At 71.3% G+C, this 16,885-nt stretch carries 15 protein-coding genes and 1 pseudogene; 10 read left to right on the top strand and 6 right to left on the bottom strand.

Annotation, left to right across the window (positions count from 1 at the left end):
* Positions 1 to 4 precede the first annotated feature (4 nt).
* From ACWG52_RS16095 to ACWG52_RS16075, 5 genes are all read right to left on the bottom strand, one after another.
* A complete protein-coding gene (locus ACWG52_RS16095) occupies positions 5 to 316 on the bottom strand; it encodes a hypothetical protein (protein WP_389808009.1) in 312 nt (103 codons plus the stop codon).
* A 58-nt stretch (positions 317 to 374) separates the two neighbouring features.
* Complete coding sequence (locus tag ACWG52_RS16090) at positions 375 to 1,595, bottom strand: ABC transporter permease (RefSeq protein WP_389808006.1); 1,221 nt, start codon at positions 1,593 to 1,595, stop codon at positions 375 to 377.
* Positions 1,592 to 2,251 carry an ABC transporter ATP-binding protein gene (locus ACWG52_RS16085; RefSeq protein ID WP_389808004.1) on the bottom strand — a complete coding sequence of 220 codons (660 nt, stop codon included), beginning with the start codon at positions 2,249 to 2,251 and terminating at the stop codon, positions 1,592 to 1,594. The genes ACWG52_RS16090 and ACWG52_RS16085 overlap by 4 nt, the downstream gene beginning before the upstream one ends.
* A gap of 92 nt (positions 2,252 to 2,343) precedes the next feature.
* Positions 2,344 to 3,921 (bottom strand): peptidoglycan-binding protein, encoded by a 1,578-nt coding sequence (locus ACWG52_RS16080; RefSeq protein ID WP_453128923.1) that lies wholly within the window; start codon positions 3,919 to 3,921, stop codon positions 2,344 to 2,346.
* Complete coding sequence (locus ACWG52_RS16075; protein WP_453128922.1) at positions 3,918 to 4,292, bottom strand: hypothetical protein; 375 nt, start codon at positions 4,290 to 4,292, stop codon at positions 3,918 to 3,920. The genes ACWG52_RS16080 and ACWG52_RS16075 overlap by 4 nt, the downstream gene beginning before the upstream one ends.
* A 334-nt stretch (positions 4,293 to 4,626) precedes the next feature.
* Here ACWG52_RS16075 and ACWG52_RS16070 point away from each other — a divergent pair, with 334 nt between their 5' ends.
* Entirely contained in the window at positions 4,627 to 5,037 is a 411-nt protein-coding gene (locus ACWG52_RS16070) for a hypothetical protein (protein WP_389807995.1), read from the top strand.
* 29 nt (positions 5,038 to 5,066) lie between these two features.
* Complete coding sequence (locus ACWG52_RS16065; RefSeq protein ID WP_389807993.1) at positions 5,067 to 6,041, top strand: hypothetical protein; 975 nt, start codon at positions 5,067 to 5,069, stop codon at positions 6,039 to 6,041.
* A 182-nt stretch (positions 6,042 to 6,223) separates the two neighbouring features.
* On the opposite strand, the gene ACWG52_RS16060 is transcribed toward ACWG52_RS16065, so the two are convergent.
* Positions 6,224 to 7,066 carry a C40 family peptidase gene (locus tag ACWG52_RS16060; protein WP_301368020.1) on the bottom strand — a complete coding sequence of 281 codons (843 nt, stop codon included), beginning with the start codon at positions 7,064 to 7,066 and terminating at the stop codon, positions 6,224 to 6,226.
* A gap of 849 nt (positions 7,067 to 7,915) precedes the next feature.
* Here ACWG52_RS16060 and ACWG52_RS16055 point away from each other — a divergent pair.
* From ACWG52_RS16055 to nuoH, 8 genes and pseudogenes are all read left to right on the top strand, one after another.
* Positions 7,916 to 8,275 carry an NADH-quinone oxidoreductase subunit A gene (locus tag ACWG52_RS16055; protein WP_030010013.1) on the top strand — a complete coding sequence of 120 codons (360 nt, stop codon included), beginning with the start codon at positions 7,916 to 7,918 and terminating at the stop codon, positions 8,273 to 8,275.
* A 15-nt stretch (positions 8,276 to 8,290) separates the two neighbouring features.
* On the top strand, positions 8,291 to 8,845 hold the full coding sequence (locus tag ACWG52_RS16050; RefSeq protein ID WP_030162005.1) for a NuoB/complex I 20 kDa subunit family protein: 555 nt from the start codon (positions 8,291 to 8,293) through the stop codon (positions 8,843 to 8,845).
* Positions 8,788 to 9,570: pseudogene (locus ACWG52_RS16045) on the top strand (NADH-quinone oxidoreductase subunit C); the annotation flags it as partial. The gene ACWG52_RS16050 and the pseudogene ACWG52_RS16045, both read left to right, overlap by 58 nt.
* A complete protein-coding gene (locus ACWG52_RS16040; RefSeq protein ID WP_389807987.1) occupies positions 9,570 to 10,895 on the top strand; it encodes an NADH-quinone oxidoreductase subunit D in 1,326 nt (441 codons plus the stop codon). The pseudogene ACWG52_RS16045 and the gene ACWG52_RS16040, both read left to right, overlap by 1 nt.
* Entirely contained in the window at positions 10,892 to 11,647 is a 756-nt protein-coding gene (gene nuoE / locus ACWG52_RS16035; protein ID WP_389807983.1) for an NADH-quinone oxidoreductase subunit NuoE, read from the top strand. The genes ACWG52_RS16040 and nuoE overlap by 4 nt, the downstream gene beginning before the upstream one ends.
* The gene (nuoF, locus tag ACWG52_RS16030; protein ID WP_030758058.1) at positions 11,647 to 13,032 is read left to right on the top strand and encodes an NADH-quinone oxidoreductase subunit NuoF; all 1,386 of its coding nucleotides are present in this window, start codon (positions 11,647 to 11,649) and stop codon (positions 13,030 to 13,032) included. The genes nuoE and nuoF overlap by 1 nt, the downstream gene beginning before the upstream one ends.
* The gene (locus ACWG52_RS16025; RefSeq protein WP_390138723.1) at positions 13,029 to 15,533 is read left to right on the top strand and encodes an NADH-quinone oxidoreductase subunit G; all 2,505 of its coding nucleotides are present in this window, start codon (positions 13,029 to 13,031) and stop codon (positions 15,531 to 15,533) included. Before nuoF ends, ACWG52_RS16025 begins: the two co-directional genes overlap by 4 nt.
* Positions 15,530 to 16,885, top strand: coding sequence for an NADH-quinone oxidoreductase subunit NuoH (gene nuoH / locus ACWG52_RS16020; RefSeq protein WP_389807977.1), 1,356 nt, complete (start codon positions 15,530 to 15,532; stop codon positions 16,883 to 16,885). The genes ACWG52_RS16025 and nuoH overlap by 4 nt, the downstream gene beginning before the upstream one ends.

Genomic DNA, 16,885 nt, shown 5'->3' with positions numbered 1-16,885 from the left:
CGCGTCAGCCGTCCGTGCCCGTGCCCGCCTCGGTGGGTGCGGGCACGTCCGTGTCCGGGGCCGCGCCCATGGCCGCTCCCGGGTCCGGCCGGCCGTGGACGGTACGCACGCAGCGGGCCAGCAGGAACAATCCGCACACCAGCAGCGCCCCCGAGGCGGTCCAGCCGAGGCCCAGCGTGAGCGGGTGGCCGGGCTTGTGCCAGGGGCGGGCGGTGGTCAGCAGCCAGCCGCCGACCGCGAGCAGACCGAGCCCGAGCGCGGCCGGGACCGCGGTGGGGTCGCCGGCGCCGTGGGATCCGTACGGCTTCGGGTCCACAAACCACCACCTCCAGGGGCGGGTCGGATCGGCCCTGACGGTCAGGCGCGCGCTCCCGCTATCTTCGCAGGGCCTCGGCCGGTTCGACACGGGCCGCCCGCCAGGCGGGATACAGGCCGGCCAGCAGCCCGGTGACCAGGCCGGCGAGCGGGGCCGCGGCGACCGTGGCCGGATGGATCACCGGGGTCCAGTCCCGGGCGACCGCGACGGCGACCACGGTCAGCTCGCCCAGCGAGGTCCCGACCAGGCCGCCGAGGGCCCCCAGCGCCGCGGACTCGGTGAGGAACTGGGCCCAGACGTGCCGCCCCCGGGCGCCGAGCGCCCGGCGCAGCCCGATCTCGCCGGTCCGCTCCAGTACGGCGACCAGGGTGGTGTTGGCGATCCCGACCGCGCCGATGACCAGGCAGATCCCGGCGAGCAGCAGGAACAGCGCGCTCAGGTCGGCGGTGACACCGGAGCGCAGCGTCCGGGGATCGGGCGGCGGGACGGCCTTGAGGTACTCGGGGTGGTCGGGGCGCAGCGCCGACGGGGCGAGGTCGGCGACCTGGCGGGCGGCGCCGAGTTCGGTGGAGATCAGCATGGTCGCGGCGCCGGGCGGCGGCGGCCCCCAGAGCCGCTCGGCGGTGGCGCGCGGGACGAGGACCGACATCAGATGTTCGGGCCGGCGCCGCAGGTCGTCGACGATCCCCGCCACGGTGAAGGGCTCCTGGCCGATGTAGAGGGCGGGCCGGGTCGCCAGGGTGGTGATGCCGAGGCGGGCGGCGAGCCCGCTGCCGATGACGACGACGCGCTCGTGGCCGCGCTCGGCGAAGTCGTCGTAGAGCCGCCCCTGCTGGAGCGTCGGTACGAGGGCTGCGACGGCGCCGGGGGAAGCGGCGACGACGGCCGCGCCGGTGGTCGGGTCGCCTGCCCCGGACGGCAGGGGCCCGACGGTGGTGCGCGGGTCGAGCCGCACCGTCCACAGCACCCCGGCGTGCTCGATGCCCGCGACGGCGCGCAGCCGCCGCTCGGCGTCGGCGGGGAAGCCGGGCCCGGCGAACTCGTTCTGCCGGCCGGCGACGTCCTCGACGGCGACCTCGGTGGCGGTCAGTTCGTCGAACCTGCCGTCGATCTGCGCGGAGATGGTGGCGGTGAGGCCGAGCACGGCCACGAAGCTGCCGACGCCGAGGACGGTGCCGAGGGCGGTGAGCACGGCCCGTCCGGGGCGGCGCAGCATCCCGGCGACGGCCTCGGCCAGGGTGTCGCGTACGGACAGCCGGGTGGGCGTGACGGCGTTCACGGATCCAGCCGCCCGTCGCGGACGGTGACGGTCCGGGAGCCGCGCCGGGCCACCTCCGGGTCGTGGGTGATGACGAGGACGGTCATCCCGGCTCCGTGCAGTTCGTCCAGCAGCCCGAGGACGGAGGCGGCGTTCACGGAGTCGAGATTGCCGGTCGGCTCGTCGCACAGCAGCAGCGAGGGGCGTCCGACCAGGGCGCGGGCGATCGCCACCCGTTGGCGCTCGCCGCCCGACAGCCGGCCGGGCACGGCGCCGGCCCGGTGCGCGAGACCGACCCGGTCGAGGGCTTCGCGGGCCCGTACGAGGCGTCGGGCACGCGGGATTCCGGTGTAGAGCATGGCCAGGGTGACGTTCTCCAGGGCGGACCGGTGGGGGAGGAGATGGAAGGACTGGAAGACGAAGCCGATCCGGCGGCCGCGCAGGGCGGTGCGCTCCCGGTCGCGGAGGGCGGCGGTGTCGATCCCGTCGAGGAGGTACCGGCCGGTGGTGGGGGAGTCGAGCAGCCCGGCGACGTTGAGGAAGGTGGACTTCCCGGAGCCGGAGGGGCCGACGACGGTGAGGAACTCGCCGCGCCGGACGGTCAGGTCGCAGGGGCGCAGGGCCTGGACGGGCGGCGGCCCGGGGTAGGTGAGACCGACCCCGCGGAGTTCGATCACGGGGCTTTCGTCCCCACCGGGTCCCGGGTGCTGCCGGGATTGTGGGGATTGCCGGGATTGCTGGTACTGCCGGGACCGTCGGGGCAGGAGTCTCACTTGCTCTTCCCCCGGGTCTCCCGGGGCGCGACCCCGATCACCACCTTGGTCCCGGCCCCGAGGGCGCCCGCCCGGGCCGGTGTGACGGCCACGAACCCGTCTCCGCTGGTGCCGGTCCGCACCTCGATGCGCCGCTGGGTGCCTTCTGCGGACACGGCGGTGACGACCGTACGGCCGTCCGCGCCCGCCGAGACGGCGGTGACCGGGACGACGAGCGCCTCCCCGTCGGTGGCGGCGGACTCGACGGTCAGCCGGACGTCCTGCCCGGCGAAGCCGGCGGGCAGCGGCCGGTCGGCGCGGACCACCATCCGGTAGCCGAGGTCGGCGCCGCCGCTGCCGCCCGTGCCGCCGTTCCCGCCGCCCTTGGGGTTCTGGCCGAGGTCCTGCTGCGGCCCTGGACCGGCGGGCTGCGCGGCGGACGGCTCGGTGGCGACGGCGGCCACCGAGCCGCGGACATCGGTGCCCGAGACCTCGGAGGAGATCACCACGGTCATCCCGGCACGCAGCAGCTGCCTCTTGTCGTCCTTGAGATAGGCCTCGACGACGAGTTCGCCGCCGGAGAGCGTCAGCACCGGCCCGGACACGGGGGAGCCCGCGCGGGCGCCGACGGAGCTGACCCGGGCCGGGAGGGAGCTGAGGAACACGGCCTCGGCGGTGGGCAGCATCGGCCCGTCGGCGGCCTCGGCGGCCGCGAGCGCGGCCCGGGCCTCGCCGAGGGCCTGCCGCGCCCGCGCGAGCTCCCGACCGGCCCCGGGGCCGGGTGCGGCACCGGGTGCGGCACCGGCACCGGGCGCGGGGCTCGCCGACGCGCCGGGGCCCGGCGTGGCCCCGCCCTTGCCCCCGGGGCCGGTCCCCTCGGGAGTGCCCGCGGCGCCGGCGGGGCTGCTCGCGTCCTCCACGGCCCAGGTCGCGGACCGCACGGCCTCCCGCGCCGCCTTCAGGGCCGCGCCCCCGTCGGCGACCGCGGGCAGCGGCTCGTACCCGATCGCCCGGTAGTGGGCGGTGAGCGCGGCCTTCGTACCGGCCCCGAAGACACCCCTCGCGTCGCCGCCGGTGCCGTGCCCGAGCTCGCGCAGCGCCCGCTGCAGCTGCGCGACGTCGTCGCCGGTGGATCCGGGCTTCAGGTCGCGGTACATCGGCTGCGCCCCGTGCAGGGTGAACACCGGCCGCCCCGACACCTCGGCGATCAGCCGGCCCGCCGTGACCGGATCCCCGGCCTTCAGCGGCAGCTTGGTCACCAGGGCCGTGCCCGCCCCCTCGCCGGAGCGCACCCCCTGCGGGGACACGGCCACGCTCTGGTCGGCGACCACCGTCCCGCGCATGACCACGGTCTGCGCGAGCACCCGCCGCTCGACGTCGGCGGTCAGGACCCCCTGAGCGGGCGGGCCGGTCTCGGCGGCCACCTGCGCGGGGGACTTCACCAGCGTGGTCGCCAGCAGCCCGCCGACCGCCATCAGCGCGGCCCCGCCGACGACCGTGAGCACCACGCGCCGCCCGCGCGCGAGTCCGCCGCGGTCCTCCTCGGGGGTGGCCGGGGCCTCGGTGTGCTCCACGACCCGCTCGGCTCCGCTCATCCCTCCGGCCGGCACTTCTTCAACGCGTCGAGGTGGTCGCGCTTGAGCGAGCTCCACTGTTCGGGGGTGCCCTTGCGGTCGTCGATCTGGGCGGTGACCGGGTCCGGGTCCGGGTACCAGGAGATGCCTTCGGCCCGCAGGCACGCGGACTCCTTCCGCGCGGCGGCGAGCTGGGCGGGCGAGGCCGGCTGGGGCTTCGGCGGGGGCGGCAGCATCGGCGCGCAGGCCCGGTGCGCCTCGTCGTTCCACGGCTTCGACTTGTCCTCGCGCGGAGCATCGTATTCCGTATAAACGATCGCCACGCCTTGCTTCTTCAGGCAGTCGTAGTAGGCGATTTCCTCCGCGGTGGGCGGCGGACTGTCGCTCGCCACAGGTTCTTCGCCGCCGCCGGAACATCCCGTCAGTGAAATGCACAGAAGAAGGAGAGAGGTCAAATGCCTTGCCTGCACCACGGGCTTCCCTTGCGGCGGTAGGAGTGGATTATGCGCATCCGTTTGACGGGTGGGGGAGCGCGCGCCAGATAGTAGATACCTGTGGCCGGTCGGGACAAGTTACCTATCGGACAACAGATATGACTGTCCATCAGCTGAGAAAAGCCTTGAACAGGCACGGTGGTTCGCTGTTGAATCCCCGCCGGGCGGAAATGCGCCACCTCCGGTCCGCCCTGAACACCCCGATTTCCACCCGAAGAGTGAGGTAAGCGTGATGGACAACGCAATGCGCAAGCTGTCGGCCGGTTGCATCGCCGTCGTTTCGGCGGGTGCCATTCTGCTGGCAGCCACGGGTCCGGCGGCTGCCTGGGGGCGCGACGGAAATCTGGAGAACCAGGAATTCGGGCTTTACTACTGGCAGAACCAGTCGGGTTGTGTCTTCGACCTGGTGACGAGTGACGTGAACTTCAGCGACGACAAGTACCAGGGCTCCTGCTCGGCCAGCGGGAACTGGATCAACGACACCACCGAGTCCTACCGGAACCGGGACGTCTACGCCTGGAAGGTCGGCACCGACAAGGACCTGGGCGGCAACGTCGGAGAGATCCCGTCGAACTACGCGGGCAACGCCTCGGCCGGCTTCAAGAACAAGATCAGCTCGGCCAAGTACACCCTCCACCCGTAATCCGCATCCGGCAGAAGGAGTTCCACGCGATGAACACCTCCCGGCGCAGCCGACCCGCCGCCCCGGTCGTCGCCCTCCTGGCGACCGCCCTCCTGGCCGGCTGCGCCGGGACCGGCGACTCCGAGGGCGGTGAACCGGAACTCGGCCCCGTCGAGGTGAACCCGGCGACCGCCACGCTCGCCCTCCCGATGGACGCGTACACCGACACCGAGGCCGAACGGATCCGGATGGGCCAGGTCCAGCAGGCCCTGGTCTCCCGGTGCATGGCCCGGTACGGGTTCACCTACGAGGGCGTGCGGTCGGCCGAGGTCGCGGGCGCCGGGGCCGGCGCCGGGGCGGAGGACCGGCACGCGTACCTCTTCGGCCTGGCCGACCCCGCGTACGCGGCGGCCCACGGGTACGACAAGTCCGCGGGCGAGGGGAGCGTGGCGAAGCCCGCCCCGCCTCCGTTGAGCGACAGCGCGTACGTGGTGATGAACGGCGAGCGGCCCGGGGCCCAGGGCGGCACGGCTCCCGACGCGAACACCGAGGAGGAGGCCGCGCAGGTGGACAGCGGTCTGACGGCGGCCGGGCAGAAGGTGCCGGCCGGTGGCTGCGGGCGGGAGGGGTACCGCAAGCTGTACGCCCCGACCAAGGACAGCGTGGACCTGCTGTTCACGTTCGGGCTGGCCTCGGAGGCGCACGACCGCTCCCGGCAGGACTCCCGGGTCGTCGACGCCGTCACGAAGTGGTCGTCATGCATGGACAAGTCGGGATACGCCGGGATCGCATCGCCGTACGACGTCGTGGAGAAGCTGGGCCTGGAGGACGACAAGGGCGGCCCGAAGGCCGTGACGGCGGCCAAGGCCGATGTCGCGTGCAAGCGCGAGGTGAACCTCGTCGGCATCTGGGGCGCGGTCGAGAAGGCCTACCAGGAGCGGCTCGTCGAGGAGCACGCCGAGACGCTCGCGCTCTACAAGAGGCAGCGGGAGGCCCGCTTCGAGCTGGCGGCCTCACTGGGCTGAGAACGGCCGTGGACGCCCCCTGGCGGCCCGCACGGCACGAAGAACGGCCCCAGGGCCGGTACTCCACCCCCGAGCGGGGGAGTACCGGCCCTGCGGCGTGTCCTGTCGATCAGGCCGGGCTCACGGTGTCCGGGCGGGACGACACTCCTGTGCCCGGCCCGGAGCCGTGAACTGAGCGGTGCTCAGAGGACGCGGACGGCGCCCGTCGGCTTGTCGTAGCTGAGGTTGCGCTCGACGATGCCGGTGCTGGGGTTCTGCGCGCCGACGAACTTGCCGCCGCCGACGTAGATGGCGACGTGGTAGGCGCTGCCCTTGGAGCCCCAGTACAGGATGTCGCCCGGCTGCAGGGCGCTCAGCGACACGGAGGTGCCGGCCGAGGACTGCGCCTGGGACATGCGCGGCAGGCTGATGCCGGCCTGGCGGTAGGCGGCCTGGACGAGACCGGAGCAGTCGAACGAGGACGGGCCGGTGCCGCCCATCACGTACGCCTTGCCGACCTGCGCGCGGGCGAAGTTGACGATGGCCGCGGCGGAGCCGGTGGCCGGGGCGGAGACGGTGCCGGTGCCCTGCGGGGCGGCGGTGCTCTTGAGCGTCGTGCGCTCGGAGCCGGAGCTGCGGCTGGAGCGCTCGGCCTCGGCCTTGCGGACGGCTTCTTCCTTCGCCGTCTTCTCGGCCTTCTCGGCGTCGGCCTTCTTCTGGGCTTCTTCCTTGGCCTGCTTCGCCTCGGCGGCGGCGCCGGTACGGGCGCTCTCCTCCTGGGCGGTCAGTTCGCCTTCGACGGCCGCGAGACGGGTGTTCTCGGCGGCCACGGTGACGGCGGAGGAGACGTCGGCGCCCAGGTCCAGGTTGAGGACCGGCATTTCGAGCGTCGTCTCGGCCACGGGCTCTGCGGACGGGGACGCGCTCGCGGTGCCGGCCATGGCCAGGGTGCTGAGGACGCCACCGGCAACTCCGGCGCGGACCGCGAGCTTCGAGGCGCTACGGCGGGGCTTCCGGTGGCTGGGTATGTGAGCGGTGTGGGACATGAGGACAACCGCTATCAGGGCGTCCGGGTTCCCTTCAAGAAACGTGGGTTGCGCCACAGTTGCGTGAGAACGGCGCGAACCGGGCGCGTCCGACTTCTTATTGACGCCGTAACGGGCGAAACGGACAGGCCCTCGCAAGGCTGTGATCATGGGGTTTCGGAATTAAGTCCTAATTGATCCCTGACCTACCATCACTCCGCACAGATGGCCAAGCCCTCTTTCGGAAGGCTCGATTCAGAGTGGCGCAGGTCACAGCTACGTCACGCCATGCGGACGCTGTGCCCCTCCCGTGACCTTCCTGTGAACGTGCCGAGAGGTTCGTGAACGGAAGCACGTACTCGCGTCGTCCCGCGCGCGGCCGTCAGAAGCTTCCGTCGATCCGGCGCCTGCCCCCGCTTCGACCCCTCATTCACCCCCGCCCCCCTCGTATCCGCCCCGTGTCCACCTCGGTACGCACGGCATCCCCCGACCGGGCGACGGCGATCCCCTTATCACTCACGCACCCCTGTTGCCAATTTGCCCGCACGTCGAATCGTTTGATAGGGCAAGCGGCCTTCTACCTGCGGTAACGGGCTCGGATGTCACCTTTGGTGATCATGTGGATGCTTCGCGTATGAAGATCACCACTCATCGGGCTTCATGATCGTTCGTCAGGTGGTGGAGATCACAAACTCGGTGTTGCAACCCGTGTCGCAGATCACAGACGAGCAGGCATAAGATGCGCACCAGTCCGGCTTGTGAACTGCCTCACATGCAAGCGCTTGATCGAAGAGCGCGATCTTCGCGGGGTGGTTCGCGCGGCGCCGGCAGCGGTCCAACGGTCAAGGACGACTGGAAGGAGCGAGGAGCGTGAATGCGTACGCGCCCATCCTCGTGCTCGGCGCCCTCGGCGCAGGGTTTGCGATCTTCTCCGTGGTCATGGCCACGCTGATCGGCCCAAAACGGTACAACCGGGCGAAGCTTGAAGCCTACGAGTGCGGCATCGAACCGACGCCGATGCCGGCCGGTGGCGGCCGCTTCCCCATCAAGTACTACCTGACGGCGATGCTCTTCATCGTCTTCGACATCGAGGTTGTCTTCCTCTACCCCTGGGCCGTCACCTTCGACTCCCTGGGGATCTTCGGGCTCGTCGAGATGCTGCTCTTCGTGCTCACCGTCTTCGTCGCCTACGCCTACGTGTGGCGCCGCGGCGGCCTGGAATGGGACTGAGGGGCTGAATTTTCCATGGGACTGGAAGAGAAGCTGCCGAGCGGCTTTCTGCTGACCACCGTCGAACAGGCCGCGGGATGGGTGCGCAAGTCGTCCGTCTTCCCGGCCACCTTCGGTCTGGCCTGCTGCGCCATCGAGATGATGACCACCGGAGCGGGCCGGTACGACCTGGCCCGCTTCGGCATGGAGGTCTTCCGCGGCTCCCCGCGCCAGGCCGATCTGATGATCGTGGCCGGGCGGGTCAGTCAGAAGATGGCGCCGGTGCTGCGGCAGGTGTACGACCAGATGCCCGCTCCCAAATGGGTCATCTCCATGGGGGTTTGCGCATCTTCGGGCGGAATGTTCAACAACTACGCGATCGTCCAGGGCGTCGACCACATCGTGCCGGTGGACATCTATCTTCCCGGCTGCCCGCCCCGCCCCGAGATGCTGATGGACGCGATCCTCAAGCTCCACCAGAAGATCCAGGGCGGAAAGCTCGGTGTGAACCGGGAAGAAGCGGCCCGTGAGGCGGAGGAGGCGGCCCTCAAGGCCCTCCCCACCATCGAGATGAAGGGGCTGCTCCGGTGAGCGAGACCCAAGAGCCGGAGAACGGCAGCAACGGCAGCAACGTCCCTGCGCCGCGTGACCAGGGCCCCGAGGTCATCGGCGTCCGCAAGGGCATGTTCGGTGCCGCGGGCGGCGGGGACACCAGCGGCTACGGCGGCCTGGTGCGGACCGTGGCCCTGCCCGGCGCGACGAGCCGGCCCTACGGCTCCTACTTCGACGAGGTCGCCGACGAGCTCGAAGGCGCCCTGGAGGAGCAGGACCTGCTCCCCGGGAACGCCATCGAGAAGACGGTGGTCGACCGGGGCGAACTCACCTTCCACATCGCCCGCGAGCACCTCGTCCGGGTCGCGCGCGTCCTGCGCGACGACCCCGCCCTGCGCTTCGAGCTCTGCACCGGCGTCTCCGGAGTGCACTTCCCCGGGGACAAGGGCCGCGAGCTGCACGCCGTCTACCACCTGCGCTCGCTCACGCACGGCCGGATCCTGCGGCTGGAGGTGTCCGTCCCGGACAGCGACCCGCACGTTCCCTCGCTCGTCGCCGTCTACCCGACCAACGACTGGCACGAGCGCGAGACGTACGACTTCTTCGGCCTGATCTTCGACGGGCACCCGGCCCTCACCCGGATCATGATGCCGGACGACTGGCAGGGCTTCCCGCAGCGCAAGGACTACCCGCTCGGCGGCATCCCCGTCGAGTACAAGGGCGCCCAGATCCCGGCTCCCGACCAGCGGAGGTCGTACAGCTGATGTCCACGTCCAACCACGCCTCCGCTCGCGAGACGACCGAGGGCACCGTCTACACCGTCACCGGCGGCGACTGGGACGAGATCGTCCGGTCCGCGGCCAAGGCCGACGACGAGCGGATCGTCGTCAACATGGGTCCGCAGCACCCGTCCACCCACGGAGTGCTGCGCCTGATCCTGGAGATCGACGGCGAGACGGTCACCGAAGCCCGCTGCGGCATCGGGTACCTGCACACCGGCATCGAGAAGAACCTCGAATTCCGGAACTGGACGCAGGGCACCACCTTCGTGACGCGCATGGACTACCTGACGCCGTTCTTCAACGAGACGGCGTACTGCCTCGGCGTCGAGAAGCTCCTCGGCATCACCGACCAGATCCCGGACCGCGCCACCGTCATCCGCGTCCTGCTGATGGAACTCAACCGGCTCTCCTCCCACCTGGTGTGCATCGCCACCGGCGGCATGGAGCTGGGCGCGACCACGATCATGATCTACGGCTTCCGCGACCGCGAGCTGATCCTCGACATCTTCGAGCTGATCACCGGACTGCGCATGAACCACGCGTTCGTCCGCCCCGGAGGCCTCGCGCAGGACCTGCCCCCGGGCGCCGTCGACCAGCTGCGCGAGTTCGTCAAGACCATGAAGAAGAACCTGCCGGAGTACGACAAGCTCGCCACCGGCAACCCCATCTTCAAGGCCCGCATGCAGGACGTCGGTTACCTCGACCTCACCGGCTGCATGGCGCTCGGCGCCACCGGACCGATCCTGCGCTCCGCCGGCCTGCCGCACGACCTGCGCAAGTCGGACCCGTACTGCGGCTACGAGAACTACGAGTTCGACGTGCCGACCACTGAGAGCTGCGACTCCTACGGGCGGTTCCTGATCCGCCTGGAGGAGATGCGCCAGTCGCTGCGGATCGTCGAGCAGTGCCTGGAGCGCCTGGAGCCCGGACCGGTGATGGTCGCCGACAAGAAGATCGCCTGGCCGGCGCAGCTCGCCATGGGCCCCGACGGCCTCGGCAACTCGCTCGACCACATCAGGAACATCATGGGCACCTCCATGGAGGCCCTCATCCACCACTTCAAGCTGGTGACCGAGGGCTTCCGGGTACCGGCCGGCCAGGCGTACGCGGCCGTCGAGTCCCCCAAGGGCGAGCTCGGCGTGCACGTCGTCTCCGACGGCGGCACCCGCCCCTACCGGGTCCACTTCCGCGACCCGTCCTTCACCAACCTGCAGGCCATGGCAGCGATGTGCGAGGGCGGCCAGGTCGCCGACGTCATCGTCGCCGTCGCCTCCATCGACCCCGTGATGGGAGGCGTCGACCGATGACCGCCAGTCCTTCGAACCAAGGGGTCTCGCTGGGCATGCCCCAGCTACCGGCCCCCGACTTTCCGGCGGAGGTACGCGAGCGCCTCGAAGCCGACGCCAAGGAAGTCATCGCGCGCTACCCCGACAGCCGCTCCGCGCTGCTGCCGCTGCTGCACCTGACCCAGTCCGTCGAGGGCTACGTCTCGCGCACCGGCATCCGGTTCTGCGCCGAGGTACTGGGCCTGACCACCGCCGAGGTCACGGCCGTGGCGACCTTCTACACGATGTACCGGCGGAGGCCCTCCGGCGACTACCAGGTCGGCGTCTGCACGAACACCCTGTGCGCGGTGATGGGCGGCGACGCCATCTTCGAGGAGCTCAAGGAGCACCTCGGCGTCGGCAACAACGAGACCACCCCCGACGGCAAGGTCACCCTCGAACACATCGAGTGCAACGCGGCCTGCGACTTCGCCCCCGTGGTGATGGTCAACTGGGAGTTCTTCGACAACCAGACCCCCCAGTCCGCCAAGGCCATGGTCGACGACCTGCTGGCCGGCCGCGAGGTCTCCCCGACCCGGGGCGCCCCGCTGTGCACGTACAAGGAGACCGCCCGGATCCTGGCCGGCTTCCCGGACGAGCGCGAGGGCGCGGTCGAGGCGACCGGCGGCGCCGGCCCCGCCTCCCTGATCGGGCTGCGCATCGCGCGCGGCGAATCCGCGCACACCCCGATCGTCCACCCGCGCGGCGAGGCCACCACCGAGGGAGGGGAGTGATGTCGGTGTCTTCCGAACTGAGCAACGGCGGCAACGGGGGCACCTCCCACCCGGAGACCGGCGGAGGGACCAGCCCGGAGAAGCTCCTCGCCCCCGTGCTGTCCTCCTTCTGGGACGAGCCGCGGTCGTGGACGCTGGAGACCTACCGGCGGCACGAGGGGTACGAGGGCCTGCGCAAGGCCCTCGCGATGACCCCGGACGACCTCATCGCCTACGTGAAGGACTCGGGCCTGCGCGGCCGCGGCGGCGCCGGCTTCCCCACCGGGATGAAGTGGCAGTTCATCCCGCAGGGCGACGGCAAGCCGCACTACCTCGTGGTGAACGCGGACGAGTCGGAGCCGGGAACCTGCAAGGACATCCCCCTCCTCTTCGCCAACCCGCACTCCCTCATCGAGGGAATGATCATCGCCTGCTACGCGATCCGCTCGGAGCACGCCTTCATCTACCTGCGCGGGGAGACGGTGCCCGTACTGCGGCGCCTGCACGAGGCCGTGCGCGAGGCGTACGCGGCCGGATACCTCGGCAAGGACATCGACGGCACCGGGCGCAACCTCGACATCACGGTGCACGCGGGCGCGGGCGCGTACATCTGCGGCGAGGAGACGGCGCTGCTCGACTCCCTCGAAGGGCGGCGCGGCCAGCCCCGGCTGCGTCCCCCCTTCCCGGCGGTCGAGGGGCTCTACGCGTGCCCCACTGTCGTCAACAACGTGGAGTCCATCGCCTCGGTTCCCGCGATCCTGAACAAGGGCAAGGACTGGTTCAAGTCGATGGGGACCGAGAAGTCCCCCGGCTTCACGCTGTACTCGCTCTCCGGACACGTCGTCGGCCCCGGCCAGTACGAGGCCCCGCTCGGCATCACCCTGCGCCAGCTCCTCGACATGAGCGGCGGCATGCGCCCCGGGCACCGGCTGAAGTTCTGGACCCCGGGCGGCTCCTCCACCCCGATGTTCACGGACGAGCACCTCGACGTCCCGCTCGACTACGAGGGCGTGGGCGCCGCCGGGTCGATGCTCGGCACGAAGGCCCTCCAGTGCTTCGACGAGACGACGTGCGTGGTGCGGGCCGTGACCCGGTGGACCGAGTTCTACGCCCACGAGTCCTGCGGCAAGTGCACGCCGTGCCGCGAAGGCACGTACTGGCTGGTCCAGCTGCTCCGCGACATCGAGGCCGGCCTGGGCGTCATGTCCGACCTCGACAAGCTGAACGACATCGCCGACAACATCAACGGCAAGTCCTTCTGCGCGCTCGGCGACGGCGCGGCCAGCCCGATCTTCTCCTCGCTCAAGTACTTCCGCGAGGAGTACGAGCAGCACATCACGGGCAAGGGCTGCCCCTTCGACCCCAGGAAGTCGACCCTCTGGGCCGACACGGAGGTGAACGCATGACCGTCACCACTCCAGCGGCCTCCGGGGGCGGAGCGGCGGTTCCACCCGAGAACACCGTCTCGCTGACCATCGACGGGGTCGAACTGTCCGTGCCCAAGGGCACCCTCGTCATCCGGGCCGCCGAGCAGCTCGGCATCGAGATCCCGCGGTTCTGCGACCACCCCCTCCTCTCCCCGGCCGGCGCCTGCCGCCAGTGCATCGTCGAGGTGGAGGGCCAGCGCAAGCCGATGGCCTCCTGCACCATCACCTGCACCGACGGCATGGTCGTCAAGACCCAGCTGACCTCCGAGGTCGCCGACAAGTCCCAGCGCGGGGTGATGGAGCTGCTGCTCATCAACCACCCGCTGGACTGCCCCGTCTGCGACAAGGGCGGCGAGTGCCCGCTGCAGAACCAGGCGATGTCGCACGGCAACGCCGAATCGCGGTTCGAGGGCAAGAAGCGCACCTACGAGAAGCCGGTCCCCATCTCCACCCAGGTGCTGCTGGACCGCGAGCGGTGCGTGCTGTGCGCGCGCTGCACCCGCTTCTCCAACGAGATCGCCGGCGACCCGATGATCGAGCTGCTGGAACGCGGCGCGCTCCAGCAGGTCGGCACCGGCGAGGGCGACCCCTTCGAGTCGTACTTCTCCGGCAACACCATCCAGATCTGCCCGGTCGGCGCCCTCACCTCGGCCGCCTACCGGTTCCGCTCCCGCCCCTTCGACCTCGTCTCCTCCCCGAGCGTGTGCGAGCACTGCGCGGGCGGCTGCGCGACCCGCACCGACCACCGCCGCGGCAAGGTGCTGCGCCGGCTCGCCGCCGAGGACCCCGAGGTCAACGAGGAGTGGCTCTGCGACAAGGGCCGCTTCGGGTTCCGCTACGCGCAGCGCCCGGACCGGCTGACGACCCCGCTGGTGCGCAGTGCCGCCGGAGTGCTGGAACCGGCGAGCTGGCCCGAGGCCCTGGAGGCCGCGGCGAACGGACTGGCCGCCGCACGGGGCCGGGCCGGCGTACTGACCGGCGGCCGGCTCCCCGTCGAGGACGCCTACGCCTATGCCAAGTTCGCCCGGGTGGTGCTCGACACCAACGACATCGACTTCCGGGCCCGCGTGCACAGCGCCGAGGAGGCCGAGTTCCTGGCCTCGGAGGTCGCCGGATACGGGGTCGACCTCGGCGGGCAGTGGCTCTCGTACACCGCCCTGGAGGCGGCCCCGGCGGTGCTGCTCGTCGGCATCGAGGCCGAGGAGGAGGCCCCCGGCGTCTTCCTGCGGCTGCGCAAGGCCCACCGCAAGCACAAGCAGCGGACCTTCTCCGTCGCCCCCTTCGCCACCCGCGGCCTGGAGAAGGCCGGCGGCCGCCTGCTGGCCGCCGCTCCCGGCACCGAGCCCGAGTGGCTCGACGCGCTGGCCTCCCGGACCGGCCTGGAGACCGGGGGCGCCGAGGCCGCCGAGGCGCTGCGCCTGCCCGGCGCGGTCATCCTCGTCGGGGAGCGCCTCGCCGGAGTGCCGGGCGCGCTGACCGCGGCCGTACGGGCCGCCGGCGTCACGGGGGCCACCCTGGTGTGGATCCCGCGCCGGGCCGGTGAGCGGGCCGCCGTCGAGGCGGGCGCGCTGCCGTCCCTGCTGCCGGGCGGCCGCCCCGCCACCGACCCGCGGGCCCGCGACGAGGTCGCCACCGCCTGGGGCCTGGACGAACTCCCGCACCGCTACGGACGCGACACCGGCCAGATCGTCGAGGCCGCGGCCACCCGGGAGCTCTCGGCCCTGCTGATCGCGGGCGTCGAGGTCACCGACCTGCCGGACCCGGCCCGCGCGCGGACCGCCCTCCAGGAGGCCTTCGTGGTCTCCCTGGAACTGCGGCCCGGCGAGGTCACCGAGCACGCGGACGTGGTCCTCCCGGTCGCCGCGGTGGCCGAGAAGGCGGGCGCGTTCATCAACTGGGAGGGTCGGGTCCGGCCGTTCGAGGCCGCCCTCAAGCCCGATCAGATGACCCGCCGGCTCGCCCCGGCCGACGCCCGCGTGCTGCACATGCTGGCCGACGCCGCCGACCGGCCGATCGCCCTGCCCGACGTGCACGCCGTACGCCGGGAGATCGACCGGCTCGGCCCGTGGACCGGCGGGCGCGCCGCCGCGCAGAGCGCGGACACCGTTCCCCAGCCCCGCCCCGGCATCGGCGAGGCGGTCCTCGCGGGCCACCGGCTGCTGCTGGACCTCGGCCGGCTCCAGGAGGGCGACGACGCCCTGGCCGGCACCCGGCACGAGGCGAGCGCCCGGCTGTCGGCCGCCACGGCCGCCGAGACCGGCGTCAAGAACGGCGACGTCCTCGCCGTCACCGGCCCGGCCGGCTCCGTGGAACTCCCGCTCCGGATCACCGAGATGCCCGACCGCGTGGTCTGGCTCCCGCTGAACTCCACCGGCTCCGGCGTCCTCGCCGATGCCGGCGCCCGCCCGGGCACCCTCGTACGCATCGGCCCGGCGACCCCGGCCGGCGCAGGCGACACCACTGCGGAGGTGGGCGCGTGAACACCGTTCAACTCGCTGCCGAGGACCTGTCCCTGTTCGGCAAGGACGTCTGGTGGCTCGTCGTCGTCAAGGCGGTGTTCTGCTTCGCCTTCCTGATGGTGACGGTGCTGTTCTCCATCGTGTGGGAACGCAAGGTCGTCGCCTGGATGCAGCTGCGCATCGGCCCGAACCGGCACGGCCCCTGGGGCATGCTCCAGTCGCTCGCCGACGGCGTGAAGCTGATGCTCAAGGAAGACCTGATCGTCAAGCGGGCCGACAAGGTCGTCTACGTCCTGGCCCCGATCATCGCGGCGATCCCGGCCTTCATGGCCATCGCGGTGATCCCCTTCGGGCCGCCGGGCGACGAGGTCTCCATCTTCGGCCAGCGCACCACGATGCAGCTGACCGACCTGCCGATCGCGATGCTCTACATCCTCGCGGTGGCCTCGGTCGGCATCTACGGCATCGTCCTGGCCGGCTGGTCCTCCGGCTCGACCTACCCGCTCCTCGGCGGCCTGCGCTCCTGCGCGCAGATGATCTCCTACGAGATCGCGATGGGCGCGGCCTTCGCCTCGGTCTTCCTCTACTCCGGGTCGATGTCGACCTCGGCGATCGTCGAGGCGCAGGCGGACCGCTGGTTCATCATCCTGCTGCCGGTGTCCTTCATCATCTACGTCGTCACGATGGTCGGCGAGACGAACCGGGCCCCCTTCGACATGCCGGAGTCCGAGGGCGACCTGGTCGGCGGCTTCAACACCGAGTACTCGTCCATCAAGTTCGCGCTCTTCATGCTGGCCGAGTACGTCAACATGGTCACCGTCTCGGCGGTCTCGGTCACCCTCTTCCTGGGCGGCTGGCGGGCCCCGTACCCGATCAGCTCCTTCTGGGAGGGCGCGAACCACGGCTGGTGGCCGATGCTCTGGTTCGTCCTCAAGGTGCAGCTGCTGCTGTTCTTCTTCATCTGGCTGCGCGGCACGCTGCCCCGCGTGCGCTACGACCAGCTGATGAAGCTCGGCTGGAAGGTCCTGATCCCCGTCTCGGTGGTCTGGCTGATGCTGGTGGCCACCGTCCGGGCGCTGCGCAACGAGGCGTACGACTTCAGCGAGATCGTCCTGTACGTCGGCGGTGCCGTCGTGGCGATCCTGCTCCTCTCCTTCGTCGCGGACGTCTTCCGCGACAAGCGGGAGAAGAAGACGGCGGCCGCCGGGGCGGCGCACGACGCCGAGCCCTTCGACCCGCTGGCGGGCGGATTCCCCGTACCGCCCAAGCCCGGCCAGCACCTGGCACCCGTACCGCGCAGGCGGTCCCGCACCGAGCGCGAGCTGATTGTCAGTGGTGGGACGAATACTGACAGTGACCGAGAGGAGGCTTGA

The sequence above is a fragment of the Streptomyces sp. CLCI03 genome, assembly GCF_053615355.1.
The sequence above is the reverse complement of the archived record's forward strand: the minus strand, read 5'-3'. Positions and strand labels throughout refer to the sequence as shown.

What these genes read in the sequence shown, in the direction of transcription:
- ACWG52_RS16080 (WP_453128923.1), bottom strand. Translation starts at nt 3,921, where the DNA reads ATGAGCGGAGCCGAGCGGGTCGTGGAGCACACCGAGGCCCCGGCCACC.
- ACWG52_RS16070 (WP_389807995.1), top strand. Translation starts at nt 4,627, where the DNA reads ATGGACAACGCAATGCGCAAGCTGTCGGCCGGTTGCATCGCCGTCGTT.
- ACWG52_RS16060 (WP_301368020.1), bottom strand. Translation starts at nt 7,066, where the DNA reads ATGTCCCACACCGCTCACATACCCAGCCACCGGAAGCCCCGCCGTAGC.
- ACWG52_RS16025 (WP_390138723.1), top strand. Translation starts at nt 13,029, where the DNA reads ATGACCGTCACCACTCCAGCGGCCTCCGGGGGCGGAGCGGCGGTTCCA.
- ACWG52_RS16050 (WP_030162005.1), top strand. Translation starts at nt 8,291, where the DNA reads ATGGGACTGGAAGAGAAGCTGCCGAGCGGCTTTCTGCTGACCACCGTC.
- ACWG52_RS16040 (WP_389807987.1), top strand. Translation starts at nt 9,570, where the DNA reads ATGTCCACGTCCAACCACGCCTCCGCTCGCGAGACGACCGAGGGCACC.
- nuoE (WP_389807983.1), top strand. Translation starts at nt 10,892, where the DNA reads ATGACCGCCAGTCCTTCGAACCAAGGGGTCTCGCTGGGCATGCCCCAG.
- ACWG52_RS16065 (WP_389807993.1), top strand. Translation starts at nt 5,067, where the DNA reads ATGAACACCTCCCGGCGCAGCCGACCCGCCGCCCCGGTCGTCGCCCTC.
- nuoF (WP_030758058.1), top strand. Translation starts at nt 11,647, where the DNA reads ATGTCGGTGTCTTCCGAACTGAGCAACGGCGGCAACGGGGGCACCTCC.